Origin of the sequence: Paenibacillus sp. 598K, assembly GCF_003851045.1 — a bacterium.
Lineage (GTDB): Bacteria > Bacillota > Bacilli > Paenibacillales > Paenibacillaceae > Paenibacillus_D.
The window spans coordinates 22,243-36,720 of record NZ_BFBX01000121.1; the positions used below are offsets into that span (position 1 = coordinate 22,243).

The 14,478-nt window shown below is 50.0% G+C and carries 13 protein-coding genes; 4 read left to right on the forward strand and 9 right to left on the reverse strand.

Translation table 11 applies throughout. The annotated features are described in order from the left end of the window. Positions 1-2: 2 nt before the first annotated feature. The 7 genes from PA598K_RS28780 to PA598K_RS28810 all read right to left on the reverse strand — a co-directional run bounded on the left by PA598K_RS28780 (position 3) and on the right by PA598K_RS28810 (position 9,103). On the reverse strand, positions 3-887 hold the full coding sequence (locus tag PA598K_RS28780; protein WP_128660245.1) for a carbohydrate ABC transporter permease: 885 nt from the start codon (positions 885-887) through the stop codon (positions 3-5). A gap of 17 nt (positions 888-904) precedes the next feature. Further along, positions 905-1,804 (reverse strand): ABC transporter permease, encoded by a 900-nt coding sequence (locus tag PA598K_RS28785; protein WP_128660246.1) that lies wholly within the window; start codon positions 1,802-1,804, stop codon positions 905-907. Continuing rightward, a complete protein-coding gene (locus PA598K_RS28790; protein WP_185602285.1) occupies positions 1,801-3,021 on the reverse strand; it encodes a M24 family metallopeptidase in 1,221 nt (406 codons plus the stop codon). Before PA598K_RS28790 ends, PA598K_RS28785 begins: the two co-directional genes overlap by 4 nt. A 68-nt stretch (positions 3,022-3,089) precedes the next feature. Continuing rightward, positions 3,090-4,127 (reverse strand): phosphotriesterase family protein, encoded by a 1,038-nt coding sequence (locus PA598K_RS28795; RefSeq protein WP_260405662.1) that lies wholly within the window; start codon positions 4,125-4,127, stop codon positions 3,090-3,092. A gap of 98 nt (positions 4,128-4,225) precedes the next feature. Then, positions 4,226-5,902 (reverse strand): extracellular solute-binding protein, encoded by a 1,677-nt coding sequence (locus PA598K_RS28800; RefSeq protein WP_128660249.1) that lies wholly within the window; start codon positions 5,900-5,902, stop codon positions 4,226-4,228. Between the two features lie 62 nt (positions 5,903-5,964). Further along, positions 5,965-7,350, reverse strand: a complete 1,386-nt coding sequence (locus PA598K_RS28805) for a response regulator (RefSeq protein ID WP_128660250.1) — start codon at positions 7,348-7,350, stop codon at positions 5,965-5,967. Position 7,351: 1 nt separating this feature from the next. Further along, complete coding sequence (locus tag PA598K_RS28810; protein ID WP_185602287.1) at positions 7,352-9,103, reverse strand: sensor histidine kinase; 1,752 nt, start codon at positions 9,101-9,103, stop codon at positions 7,352-7,354. 235 nt (positions 9,104-9,338) lie between these two features. On the opposite strand from PA598K_RS28810, the gene PA598K_RS28815 reads away from it, so the two are divergent. Genes PA598K_RS28815 through PA598K_RS28830 form a run of 4 tightly spaced genes read left to right on the forward strand, consistent with a single transcriptional unit; the run spans position 9,339 to position 11,988 of the window. Continuing rightward, positions 9,339-9,962, forward strand: coding sequence for a TetR/AcrR family transcriptional regulator (locus tag PA598K_RS28815; RefSeq protein ID WP_128660252.1), 624 nt, complete (start codon positions 9,339-9,341; stop codon positions 9,960-9,962). A gap of 21 nt (positions 9,963-9,983) precedes the next feature. Further along, entirely contained in the window at positions 9,984-10,757 is a 774-nt protein-coding gene (locus PA598K_RS28820) for a VOC family protein (protein WP_128660253.1), read from the forward strand. A gap of 29 nt (positions 10,758-10,786) precedes the next feature. Continuing rightward, complete coding sequence (locus tag PA598K_RS28825; protein WP_128660258.1) at positions 10,787-11,275, forward strand: ATP-binding cassette domain-containing protein; 489 nt, start codon at positions 10,787-10,789, stop codon at positions 11,273-11,275. After that, a complete protein-coding gene (locus PA598K_RS28830; protein WP_128660254.1) occupies positions 11,269-11,988 on the forward strand; it encodes a hypothetical protein in 720 nt (239 codons plus the stop codon). Before PA598K_RS28825 ends, PA598K_RS28830 begins: the two co-directional genes overlap by 7 nt. 51 nt (positions 11,989-12,039) lie before the next feature. Here PA598K_RS28830 and PA598K_RS28835 read toward each other — a convergent pair whose 3' ends face one another. Continuing rightward, a complete protein-coding gene (locus PA598K_RS28835) occupies positions 12,040-13,656 on the reverse strand; it encodes a rhamnogalacturonan lyase B N-terminal domain-containing protein (protein ID WP_128660255.1) in 1,617 nt (538 codons plus the stop codon). A gap of 319 nt (positions 13,657-13,975) precedes the next feature. Then, positions 13,976-14,356: a VOC family protein gene (locus tag PA598K_RS28840; protein ID WP_376739089.1), complete on the reverse strand. Its 381-nt coding sequence runs from the start codon at positions 14,354-14,356 to the stop codon at positions 13,976-13,978. Between the last annotated feature and the right edge of the window lie 122 nt (positions 14,357-14,478).

Below are 14,478 nucleotides of genomic sequence, written 5' to 3' on the forward strand. Positions count from 1 at the left end.
TCTCATCCTTTCACGCTGCCAAGTACGATGCCTTTGACGAAGAACCGCTGAAGAAACGGATACACGAGCAAGATCGGCAAAGCGCCGAGGAAAATTTGGGCAGCACGGGTTGTTCGCTCGGATATTTCCAGAATGCCGCTCAAATGATTGGGGTCGGTCTTCATCGGATTGCTGTTAATTACCATTAACTGCAGATACGTCGACAAGGGATAATTTTGGGGAAAGTTCATATAGATAAGTCCGTCAAACCAGCTGTTCCAATGAAATACCATCGTAAACAGCGCGACGGTTGCCAGTACCGGCATAGACATCGGCAGGATCATTCGGCACAATACCGTCCAATGCCCAGCCCCATCCATAAACGCCGATTCTTCCACTTCTTTGGGCAGCCCTCGAAAAAAATTGAGCAGCAAGATCACATTAAATACGGACACTCCGCTTGGAATAACCAACGCCCAGATCGTATCGATCAGCCCGGTTTGACTGACTACCATATACGTAGGAATCAATCCGCCGCTAAATAAAATCGTGAATACGAAAAACCAGGCATAGACGCTGCGTCCCTTTAAATCCTTTTGCTCCTTGGACAACGGGTAAGCGGACAAAATGGCCAAGCTCATACTGATCAGGAAGCCAAGTCCGAATCGCTGCAGCGTCACCAGGAAGGATGCAACGAACTCCTTTTTTTGCATAATGTATGCGTAGGAGGACAACGTGAAATCAACCGGCAGCAGCTGGACCTGGCCGGCAGATGCCGCCGAGCTAGAGCTGAACGAAATGGATAACACTTGTAACAAAGGGAGTAGGCATAGCAAAGAAAGCGAGATGAGGAAAATATAGTTTCCCACAACGAACGCCTTTCTGCCGAAGGAAGCATGGTGCAGCATCGCATTTCTTCCCTTCATCAAAAAATTCTATAGTTTACGAGACGGTACGCCAGGAAATAAGACAACGCAATCAAGAAAAACGATACGACCGATTTGAACAAGCCGATTGCCGTAGCCACCCCGAACTGGGCATCCAGCAGCCCGATCCGATAGATCAGGGTGTCGAGGATATCCCCGCTTTGATAGACGCTCGGACTATACAGATTGAACACTTGATCAAATCCCGCATTCAGCACATTGCCCAGGCTTAACGTTGCCATAAGGACAATAATCGGGATCATGCCAGGAAGCGTGACATGCCACATTTGGCGCATATGGCTCGCTCCATCAACAATAGCCGCTTCGTATAAGGCAGGATTAATCCCGGTAATCGCCGCGAGAAAGACGATGGTGCTGAAGCCAAACTCCTTCCATACATCCGAAACAATCAGAACGGAAGGAAACCATTGGTTGCTACCCAGAAAAAAGACCGTGTCCAATCCCAGTACCTGCATCAGCTGGTTCACAACCCCCTCGGAAGGAGATAAAACATCCACCAGTATCCCGCCGAGTATGACCCAGGACATAAAATGCGGCAAATAAATCAAGGTCTGGACTCCGCGTTTGATAAACATGTTTTTCAATTCATTTAGCAGAATGGCAATGATAATCGGGACAATCATGCCCAATACGATTTTCATGGATGCAATAAAGACGGTATTATAGAGAACCTGCCAAATATCAGGCATCTTCAGGACATAGCGGAAGTTGCCTAATCCGATCCAATCCGATCCGAACAGCCCTCTGATTGGAATAAACTTTTGAAAGGCGATGACAATCCCTGCCATTGGATAGTAGCAGAACACAAGCAATACAAGAATGCCGGGGACCAGCATCAGATGAAGTGGCATCTGCTGCCTCAATCTCTGCATGTTCATGCTTCCGAATATCCCATCATGCCGATAGTCGAGATGATCCGCTGTTCTTTCCATGTTTTGCTCAGATGCCTGACCAGCGGCGACATCGATTCATAGCCATCCTCCGTCACGAGGAGACTTTCCTCAATACGGTTGGAGCCATGAGGATGCCCGAACAGGCTAACGTCCGTGTTAACAGTCATCCCGGCTTCGAATCGTGCCTCGGCATGCTCGTCCGGATACGGCGATTCCGCTTCTGCAAGTCCGCAGCCGTGCATCGGAGGATACAGATCATATGGCGTCACCCCTTGTTCCCTGAAGTAATCCTTAACGGCCCGGACGACCGCACCTTGCTTCTCGCCGGCCTTGATCTTGGACAAGGCTCTATCCTCCGCTGCGACAAGAATATCGATAAAGGCCTTCTGTTCCTCGCTGATCGTGCCGGCGACGAACGGGAAGTTGAGCGTAGCGACATAACCCTCGACCTGGACCGCGATGGCGGCCATGATCATATCCCCGTCTTCAATCACCTTGCGCGATGCCCGACCGATAATCGTGTTCACGCGTTCGCCGCTGGTCAACAAGCAGAACGGGATGCTCTCCGCCCCCTGGCGAGTACATTCTCCGTAGGCGAGCGCAGCAAGCTCCAGTTCGGTCATGCCCGGCCGCACCTGCTCGATCATCAGGCGGTAGCCGGCATCGGCAATACGCGCCGCCTCTTGCAGGCAGCCCACCTCATGAGGCGATTTGGCCATCCGCAGACGAAACAATAAGTCTGAGGCATCCACGATTTCAATCCCGCTGAAGCCCCGCTCAATCGCCTGCATGAGAGGGACCGGGATCGCATCGAGTCCGACGATGCCGAGCCTGCTCAGTGCGGTGCCTGCTTGCAGTTCCTTGCAGATCGCGGCTAGACTGGTATAATTCGCATGCGGGTATTCGATCTGGTCGGGCACCGTGACACAGTTGAATTCAGGCAGCAGCCGCACATCCGGCCAAGCGCTCATCTCGCGGCAGAACATTTCTCCCTCGGGAGCCGCGATAATAAACGGCTCGCCCTCCAGAGGCACGATCGCTGCCCCGCGCTCAAATAGCGGCCAGTAGTTGCCAATGTAACGCAGGTTTTCCTTCCTGTACTCATCTCCATAAATGATGCAGGCCTGCAAGCCTTGCTCGCGCATGAGTGCCCTCAGCTTTTCGGCTCTTTGTGCGTATTCTTCTTGTGGAATGACTGTCATGAGTCCCATCCTCCTTCATGCATTTCAGCTTGCTTGCTCGCGCAATTAACTCTTACTCTTTAACTCCTTTACGACTCTCCATTATCCATAAATTGTGCGGGGTTATGGCACATCAGCGCTTCGATCTGCTGGGGTGTAATGCCTTCATCCTCCATCATCGGAATAATATTGGTCAACATATGGTCGAAGCCCCATCCCCCGTAACGATGTAAGCAGGTTTTCAGGCACACGTCGGTTGAAACAAGGATTTGCGACAGGAAACCCCAATCGATCATTTGCTTGATCGCCTTGACCCGGTCAATATCCCGGGCGAATAAGCCGCGAAGCACGCTTCGATCCCGTTTGTCCGCATAGAACTCCTTGCCAAAGTTATCAAATTCCACATACACGCCAAGGTTCAGCAAATCTTTGATATAGGGCATTCGAATATCGACATCGACATGATTAATGCATATTTTCTCGGGCGCAGCGCCGTGCTTAGTTAATAGATCCACAATCTCATAGCCATTCTCCGTATATAGATCGGTATGCACATGCAAGCCGAGTCCTGTTTCCTTCTGGGCAAGAGCGGCGGCAATAAGCGTTTTTCGTTCATTCGGATAGATGATTTCGCTCGTGCCGATTTCTCCGATGACGCCTGCTTTAATGGACGTTCCGTCTATTCCCACGGTAATCTCCCGCAGCAGTTCTTCCGTTATGCTCTGGACCGTCCGATCGTCCATATCCGGCGGATGCGATCCCCGTACATAATAGCCGCAGCCTGCGATAATGTACATATCCAATTCCCTGGCCAAGCCAGCCAATAATACCGGATCTCTCCCGATATCGCGCAAGGTAAGGTCGACGAAGGTTTTCCCGCCCGCTTGCTTAAACTTCAATAGCTCATCGCGTATGACATCCTCTTCATCAAGAACCGCATTATCCAGCACGGCATATGGATTGCGCATCAGCTTTCCCAAGTTGCGCAGCTCCACCTGTTGCCCGGCCAGCTTCTGCTGGGCGATGCCGACGGGCTTTGGCACCAATGGCCTCAGATCTATGAAAGCATGCTCATGGGGCAGCACCCACCCGAGAGCATTCTTGGCCACCCTCCCAGTTACCGTCATGATAGACAATCGCTTCATCTCCTAGCGTATGATTCTCAGGGAAGCAGACAAGTACGTCTGCCCCTTGATTAGATATGACGGACTGCGAGCATCCGTCCTTACTTGCTGGCCTTCCACTTGGCAACTTCCTCAGTAATCGTATCCCCGCCAAGGCTTTTCCAATTGACGACAAATTCATCGAAGGCATCGATAGAGGATTCGCCCATCACAATTTTCGTAAAGGTTTCCAGCTCCATCTTCAACAAGGTCGCTTCCTTCTCCACCATGGTCTCAGTGGGACCGGAAATAAAGCTCGTCATCTTAAATTGATCCTTCGTATGGTAGTCGTACAGTACAGTGATCGCATCAAAAAATCTCGTAAAGCCCCAACCGCTTAAATCGCCCTTGTTGAACGCATTAATACCCTTGTAAAAATTAGCCTGCCCCGGGTTGCTTGTCAAATTAAGCAGCGACTCATCTTGCTTCTCCAAGGCCTGCGAAACATCTTCGTAGCTCTCCACATTTTGAATGGGATTCGCCGCTTGCAGCAGCGCGTACTGCCATTTTTCCACATCGCCATTCATATTCATATCCGTTAGCGGGTACTTCTCTCGATCCCATTCGTGGCTAGCCGCGTTGAGAAGCTTCACCACCGCTTCGGGATGCTTCATGCCCTTACGCACGACATAGTACTGATTAATATTGTATTGCGTTTGCGGCTGTGCCGCAGTTGCATCGATGGAAGGCAAGTGAAACGGTTTCCAGTCCATCTCAGGATCGAGCTCCTTGCCATCGAGGAATAACAACGGCGACCAGTCGGCGCCGTAGAACAGGCCTAATTTCCCTGCATTTACGGTTTGAATGAATTTTTCTTTATCCTTCACGCCGAACTCGCGGTCGATATAGCCACTCGCGTACATGTCTTGCAGCTTGGCAAGCGCTTGCTTCATTTCCGGTTGAATGCTGCCATAGACAAGCTGTCCGGATACATCCTCCACCCAGCTTTTCGGGTAGGCATGATAGCCGTTAAAGAAGCCTTCAAGTCCTGGCTCCAGCCCATAGAAATCTTTGGCCGCTCCGAGTCCATGCGTATCGTTTTTTCCATTGCCATCGGGATCCTGCGTAACAAACGCTTCCGCGATGTTAAACACATCCTCCATCGTTTTCGGTTCAGGCAATCCAACCTGCTCCAGCCAATCCGTGCGTACCCAGAGGAGCGGCGCCGTGTCGAATGAGCCGGGATTAACCGGCAGCCCCAGCAGCTTCCCGTCGAAGGTCGCCGATGCTATACCGAGTCCGCCGTCTTTCATAAGAAGCTCTTTCATTTTTGGCGTCCCGTAATTTTCCAAGACTTCGGTCAGATCCTCCAGCTGCCCGGCCTCCACCAATTGATTGAATTGAATGCCGTTTACCGGCATAATATCCGCCAGCTTGTTGGAAGCCATTGCGATGTTGAATTTTTGATCGTACTGGGACGGATCGGATACCCACAAATAGTTGATTTTAATGCCAAACTCCTCTTCATACAGCTTTGTCCATGCATTATTGTCGATGGTTTCGCCGTTTTCGAACTTCAAATTGGAATTAACTGTTCGGATGGCCGTCACTTCAATCGGAGGATCGATTTTGCCAAGCGGATCGACATTTGCGACTTCTCCCGCACCGCCGTTTCCCGCAGCTCCGGTGTCCACTGTTTTCGTACTGTTCACATTGCCTTGATTGGTGCAGGCCGCGGTCAACACGAGCGCGCTAACTAAAGTGGATCGCAGCAACAACCTTGCCGTTTTGCCTTTCATATCCCAGCCCCCTGTTCCTGTCTGCTTACATCTCCAATTATAGAATACGTCCCTTCCCCGTTCTATCGACGATCCTTGTCTTTCTTTACGTTTGTTGCCCTCTTGTATTCCCTCTCCAAGATGGAGCGCTCTCGATACTCTTGAGGGGTCATCTGGTTGAGGCGCTTGAACGAACGATTGAATTGGGACGCTCCTTCATAACCAGCTATAGCGGCAACCTCCTGAATCTTCATCCCCGTTTCCTCCAATAGCACCCTCGCCTTCTTCATCCGTTCTTGCGTTATATAGTCCGACAACATCACGCCAGTCGTTCGCCTGTACAAGCGGGACAGATAGGTCGGACTATGATGGACCAGGGCGGCCAGCGCGGTTAAGCTTACATCCTCGGCCAGATGGGTCGTAATATAATGCTGTATAAACAGGATGAGCTGCTCGGCATGCTCCCCCTCGGGTGGCTCGTAGGTAGAAGACGGTTGGTCCGAATCCTGAATTAACATCTCCTGGCCATTTCCTGCCAACCTGTCCAGTACATCCGTTAATAGTTTCATTCGGTTACCGATTTGTTCCCACTCGTAAGGCTCGCGCGCGATGACAAAAGATACGGGATGCTTTAATAGATTGGTACAGGTTTGCTGGACGGTTTCCATAATCGAATAGACTCTTGTTTTCAAGTGCTGCCACTCGCGCTGCTCCAGATCATCTTCCGCTGCTCCTGCCGCCAATGCTCTAGGCTGAATAAACCATAGGATCTTATAGCCTTCCAGAGTGAAGGACAGTTGGACGCAGGTCGGTATTAAATATTCGGCGGCAATATTTTGGCAGGCGTAGAGAAGCAGCAATCGCTCCGATTCGCTCATTCCTTCTCTCCAGCTCTCCATGCTTCCTATAACTAGCAAAACAGGCTTGTCCGGCAATATCGGAATATCGGCTTCGACAAACTTCCGCGCGCGCGCTTGGGGAGAAGGCGCCTGCTCCGCTACCATCTCCAGCAAGGTGCTTTTTTGCAACGCCGGAATTGCCCGCTGCAGCTTCGCTTTAGCCTGCAGTTCCTGATTCATCAGTTCCTCGACCTTGTCTAATTCGGCAAAGGCTTTCTCAACCGCAGCGAGCAGCACATCGTCATCTTCATTTTTGAGCACATAGTCGATTACGCCTCCCATCCGAATCGCTTTGCGGGCATAATCAAATTCGTTAAACCCCGTAAGAAAGATAACCTTACACATAGGCCAGTTGTGCAAAATTCGTTCATACAATTCCATGCCGCTCATGCCGGGCATGCGAATATCTGAAATGACAACATCGATTCGATTATGGGCCAAGCAGTCAAGTGCCTCAAAAACGTTGTAGGCGCGGTAGGCTTCCAACTCCCTCTGCGACCCTTCGGCTAGCAATTGATAAATGTTGTTCACAATAAATGGCTCATCATCAACGATCAGTATACGATACATGTTAGACTCCTTTGTGTTCGGGGCCGACCGGAATATAAATACGGACGGTTAGCCCCTTCTCTTCGCCAGGCAACACTTCCAGCCCACCGAGATCGCCATACCGCAACTTCAAGCGGCGCTGGATATTCACGAGCCCGATCGTTTCTCCTTCTTCCGAGCCATCCAACTGGCGAGATAGCAGCAGGTATTCCGACTCTGCCATGCCAGCTCCATTATCCTGAACCATAACCGACAGTTGTCCAGCCTCATGCCGGAACCAGATTTGCAAATAACCGCCCGCAATCGTCTCGCCAAGCCCGTGTTCGTAAGCGTTCTCGACTAGCGGCTGCAGGATTAGGCGCGGCACCTTTATCTCTTCACAATCCGGAGGCAAGTCGCCAAACGCGACTTCAATTCGATTGGAGAAACGCACATTTTGAATCTCGACATAGGAACGAACGTGATTCACTTCATCCTGAAGCGCAACTTCTTCCAAGCCGTTTCTCGTAATGAACTGAAAATAATCCCCCAAGTTTCTGGATACCAATTCGGCTGTTTGATTGTCGCCGTGCTTGATCAGCCGATGCAAAATATAAAAGCTGTTGTATAGAAAATGCGGCGTAATCTGCATCTGCAATTGCTTGAGCTCCGATTGCTGAAGTCGAATCTTCTGCACGTAAAGCTCATCGATTAACGTCCGCAACCGCTTGACTGCATGGTCGAAGCGATTAAACAAGTATCCGAACTCATCCGCGCGCAAGGGCATCTGAATCGCATTTAAATTCCCTTCCTCCACGCTTCTGAACCGACGAATGAGCATTTGCAAAGGGCGTTGAATCAAAAGATAAATCCCGTACGAGAAAAGAACCACGATAATCAGGGTGCTGCCTACAAGCAGCCAGAACCAGGTACCGTACGTTTTAAGCTGGCCTACTAACAAATTCTCGGGAAAATAGAATACGAGCGTGGCATCGAGAAAAGCGGAAGAATCAACGACAACCATATAATTTTCTTTGCCAACCTTCACTTGCTCCGTCGAAAGCAACTGCCCTTCGCGCTGTTCTGCATACCTCTTCACCGCTTCAAGCGCCTCCGGATATTGCTGATTCGAAAGGCTCCAGAACGAGTTGAACAGCACGGCCCCCCCTTCTTGAGGGAGAGACTCCAATGCGTCTGCCAAAGCCTCTTGCGACAGCTCAATATTGTGAATAAACGCCGGCGTCTTCCAATCGGCCTCCTTGTTCAATAAAAAGGCGGGATGCATGACATTCAGATGCAGCCGATCATCCCACGCGGTTATGGGTACTCCATTGGTATAAGTAGCGCGCGCTATGGCCTCCATCTCGTCCTTGATACCCGGTCGCTCCATCTGGTCTGAAGTAGACACGACGCCCCCCATCGAATCGATGTACACCGTGATATCCTTGATATAGCTGCTTGAGTCTTTAAGGGCAACCAGCTTGTCCGTCAGATCATTAATCGTTTTGGTCCGCTGGTACGCGGACAAAATGGAATTGGCGCTACTTAGCTTCAACAAGTTTTCATCATTCACAAACGTTTGCTGTGCCCGGATAACCCGCTCCAGCTCCTTCTCCAGATTGGCGAAATAATAATGCGTCGTGGTGGAGATAGAATGCGATATTTGCCTTTTCACCTCTTGCTTGCCGAGTTCATTTAGCACAAGGCTAAGTGTAAACAACGGTAAAACGATAATCATGAAGGTGACAATAATTTTAGTGAAAATAGGAATATCGCTAATTTTTATATTAGCCACACGTGATTCACTCCCCCGATACATATACATGCTCCTATTTATTTTACAGTATGCAAGCAAGATAATAACATCACCTTATCAGAGTACACCTGGAACATCGATTAGGATTTAACAAAAAGACGAGGAATGATAGCAAAAAATCCGACCTTTATCATGTCTCGCTTAGGGAGACTATAGCCAAATCAAACCGCCTATGATAAAATAACATTGTTATTTTATTTCGGAGGTACGTGCGATGACTGAAAGCAAAGCAGAAAAGACCAAAAAAAATCTGCTCGATTATGCCAAAGCCGAGTTTACCCGGCATGGCTTCGCCGAAGCGAATATGCGTACGATTGCCCACAAGGCGGGACTGACGACAGGCGCGATCTATCGTTATTTCCCTGACAAAAATGCGCTGTTTTCCGCTTTGGTCGGGCCTGCTGCCGAGGAGATCAAACAGCATTTCGACGCTTTAGCGCGCCACCAGTTGACGATGCTGGAGAACAATAACCGGATCGAGGATTTCGTAGCGTCCAGCGAAGGCATGCTTGCCGTGGTAGACTTCATTTACAGCAGATACGAGGCGTTTGATCTATTAATCAATCGTTCCGCCGGCTCTTCTTGGGAGCATTATATCGATTCTCTCATCGAGTCCGATCTCGCCTCCACGCAAGCCTACTTTGCAAAAATGGTAGACATGAAGCTGCTGGCGCATCGCCCCGAGCCTCGTTATCTGGCGCTGCTCGTGAAGCAAAGCTTTAAGCAGGTGCTGGAGATCGTCACCTCGCACATGCGCCGCGAGGAAGCGCTGGACTATATGAAGCTTTTGATTCCTTTCTTATATGCGGGCTGGCGTACAGTTTTAGAGGGCAATTGACTAGAGGAGGCAGAGCATGATATGAACCGATTCGCCATAGGACATGTGTTGATCAAATCCAGGCAGCTTAAACAGGCCGTGGATCATTTTGAGAAGCTTGGGTTCACTGTCACCTATCGGACAGACACGGCCAAAGCGCATAATGCACTCATCTATTTTCGGGACGGCTCCTTCCTTGAGCTGTTTAACCCCAAGCCCATCCGTCTCCCCGACGGGTTGATTCGAACGGTATTCCGGTTGCTCCGTCCCCTCCACCCTGCGATGGTCACTCGTTTTCTCTATTATTTGGAGCATGAGGAAGGCTTAAATGATTTTGCGTTGGACAGCCTTCAGCCAGAGCAGGCTCACGCGAATGTAGAGAGCGTCGTTCAGGCTGGCGCCAAGCTCGGCAAAACGATCCACAAGAGCAAAACCTTGCCGGATGGACGAAAGCAAAGCTGGTGGATGGCCGTTCCTATGGAACCGCGTCTGCCTTTCCTAATGAGTGCGTATGATCCGGAGATCCCCTGTTCAGAGCAAGAAGTAACCCATACCAATGGCTCGCTCGGTATCGAAAGGCTTGTCATAGATGTGCCCGAGCTCGAGCCCTGGATGGAGAGGTACAAGCTTATTTTCACTGGGACCGAATGCACTAGAGAGGGGCAGCAGTGCGTATTCGCGCTTGGCAAGCAGCATACGATTGTGCTGCGGCAGGCTCGGCAGCACCGCATGGCGGAGATCCACTTGCTCACATCAAGCCAATCCAAAGGACAGCTTCAGCTCCAACAGGAGCTCTCAAAGATAATAATGAGGTGACAAATTGAAAGCTGACGCGCTGGTTGAAGATGACCCACTTCTCCAAAGGGATGCTCCAAAAGGTCAATCTCATGCAAGCGACGATGAACAAGCCTGATTTGCTTGTTTTGGATGAACCCTTTTCTGGACTGGATAAGGAATCAACTGGGCATTTGCTCGATTCCCTGCAACAAATCAAAGCCGATGGGACAGCCATACTGGCCGCTGTACATGATCCATTGTTAGCCAGTCAATTGGAGAGCCAGACCTATTGGATCCGTCAGGGAAAATTAAGTGCAGACAATGTCGAGCGCGCTTCAAGTGAATCGCTATTCATTTATGAGGTGGAATGTATATTAACCGAGGAAACGTTAGCCTATCTGACGAGCGTGTTTACGGATATGACCTGGAAGCGCGAGGATGCCGGATTCATTCGGTTTACTCTCGCGGAGAAGGATGTTCGATTATTTTTAATGGAGTGTCTGCAACGTGATGTAGAGATCATCAGCTTGCAAAGAAAGGAATCGCACCTATGTTAGCCTTGCTGTCATTTTTACATACTTGTTTCATGCGCTCCTACCGATACGGGCCGCCTACAGTCGTCTTTATACTTGGGATCGTATTTGTTTATAGTGTCGTTCCGAATCCAGTTATGGACAGTTACGCATTTTCCACTGTATTTTTGTTTATCGTTTCAGCAGCGCTTTGCTATATGGTGATTGACATCGAAACACCGAACCAGGAAGCTGTCACGATGCTGCACAGCGGCAGTATCCGGAAGCTGTATCTTGCCAAGTTATTATACAGTTGGTTATATTCGTTGCCGCTAGCTCTAGTTGCCGTCTTGTACCCCGCCGTATTGCAAAGGTTCGATAGAAATCCCAGTCTCGAGGAGTTAAGCCTGTCTTTTCTGTATCATGTCGCTTCATCGTGGCTAGGCGTTGCAATCGCATGTTGGTTTGGCTCCAAGTTTGTTCGTGCACGCGTCGTTTCCTTTATTCTGCTGAGCGTCCTCGTGGTCGTTGCCATTGCTGCACAGGGGATTGAGAATCTATTGCCGGATGGAATCAAAAAAGCAGTCGTATTGCTGCCGCCGCTACATCGTACCGTTCAAGTTTTCTTAAATTATGAGACTGCGACGATGTATCATAAGCTCTCGGCAATTGGAGCTTCCCTGCTATACGGTACGATTTTATCTGTACTATTCTTGTTCGTCCTGCATAAGCGCAAACTGGATTCAGCTCAATTATAAAAAAAGCAGGGCTCCGCCGGTCTTCCAGCAGAAGCCCCTCCTGCGCATACCTTAATTTAATAGCTCTACCGTGTCGTAAACCCAGCCTGCACTGAGCCAATTGTTGAGATCGCTGCTGCCGCTAATGGGCGAGATCGTAATCGTGTTCGTGCCGTTCACGAAGCGAGAGGCCGGGATCGTCCAACTGAACGTAGCATTGTTCCCCCGGTACGTGCCAATTGTGAAGCTGCGTGTACTCGGCTGCGAGGAGGCCGAGGGGTTGGTCAGTGGTTGACCGTTCACGGTAACGCTCGGCCTGCCATTGTTGTAGGCTGTTGTGATGCCAATGTTGAGCACGTGAGAAGCTGAAGCCTGGCTCGCATTGAGGTTGAAGGTAATCGTGGTCGGCGAGTTCTCCCCGCGGAGCTGCAGCGCAGGGAAGCGATTGGTCGCACTCCCGACGGCGTAAGCCACGGGACCCCAGCTTGGGTTACGGCTGTCGGAGGGGTGACGGATAGGTATCGTCTGACCGCTCAGCAGCTCCCGTGGCGTGCCATCCCAATCGCCGATGCGCCAGATGGCGGATGCCGCACTCGGATCGGCATTGATCGTACGTGTGTTCAGTGTCGTGGTCTGACCCGCAGTGACGTTAACAGACTCCGTATAGACGGCCAACTCCCCTTTGTATACGGTCATGGTATAGCTACCAGGGATCATCCCGTGCTTGACCGCCGAGCCGCTAGACGTTGCGTTTGTCCAATACTGAGCGTTGGCATTGGCGAAGCCGATCGTATACGGATAGGAAGCGTTCATGCCCGACAGCCCATTCAGCACAACGTTGCCCCGACTCGACACCCAGCCTTGAAGATTCAGTCCGGACATCCAGTCAAAATTCGGTACGCCTGGCGTATTTCCCGTGGTGAAGATTAGCGCATACGGCCCATGCAGTCCCATGCGGAAGGCCTCGGTTTGTGCATGGCCCGAGTTCATATAGTTATACACTTCCGTATCTGTACCGCTCTGGAACTGGATATCCCGGAAAAACGGTCCGCCCGAGCTTTTTTCCCGGTTGCCGTAAGCCATAAACACGCCGACGCCGCTGCCTGTTACGCCCTCGACGGTTAGATCCTTGGCCTGGTTGTTACCATAGTATTTCGAGCGTGTATGTCCGTTAGCATAACCGAATACGTCTTGACTCTCGATGGCCCCTGTATTCGCCCGAATATTGGAGTTCACAGGCACGCCGGTCAGCACGCTGCCATTGCCGCGGAAAATATACCTCAGCTCCCCGATGGACGGCTGTGCTGTAATATGGGTCGCCATGTAGATGATGTTTTCACCGCCGCGCGAGGAGTAATAGTGGGTTAATGTGCTTGTCGATACGGTGATTAATACAGTGGAGCCTGAGGGGGATTTGTTCCACGTCACGTTCGCTGATCCGAGTCCGGAGCCGATATGGGATGCCCGGTTGCTGGTCAGCTCCGTGCCGTTCATTTTGGCAGAGATGATATCGCCATTTGCCTTATTCACCACATAGACCAGTCCTGCACCGGTGTTGACCTCGATCCGCGATCCGTTATCTGTCACATAGACGGTTGCCGCATACCCTTTTACCGGGGGGAAGATCGTACCCGTTAAGAGGCACAGTACAAACAGGATCATCCCTTTCTTAATCATCTGCCTCGTCATTGCTCGAACGCCTCCTTCATATGTTCTTGCGAATTCATATGTTCTTGCGAAGTCCCGAAGCTATGTCGTAAGATGATAAACCCACTTTTAAAGCGCTTGCAAATAGGATGCAATAAAATTCCAATCCCATAATAACGATACCATTATGTTCCATAAGAGTGCAATAGTAAGCGTGCAATAGAATGATAGGGGTCGAAACTCGCCGGCGCGTCAAATAACAATGAAGAACCCCTCCCGAGGGAGGGGCAATTATGCCAAAGGTGACAATCTGCTGGTTTCCCCACTTTTTCATACAGGGTGCCCGCATGTCGTAATTAGGTTATCGTTTAGGCTCTTCATGTACAGCAATCATATTTCCAGTTGGATCGAAGAAACGAAAAAACTTTCTTCCTTCTTCGTCATACACTGGATGTCCATCTCCTTCATAGTCAGATCCGGAATCTTTAATGGAATGTATGACTTGCTCTATGTCCTCCACTTCTATCCCTATCGTTGGGAACGGTTTCCCATTCACTGTAAAGGTGCTTGTGGTTTTATCATCAGTCTTCCATAGGTTTATGTTTGGCCCTTCGTGTAAATCGATAATTGCAAAGTCGCCAAAATTAGCCGCAAGCGTCCCTCCCAAGAATTTTACATACCATTCAATAGAATGATCTAAATTGTTAGCTGGTACTTGAACATGGCTAATAAATTTTATCATCACGTTTACCTCTCCTTTTGAATTGTATTGATCTTCTACTGGGTTTCATACAACATTGGTGTATTCATCCTGAATTACGAAAGCCCATAAAATCAGGGGTTGGAGAAATTCAGACTTGGAGA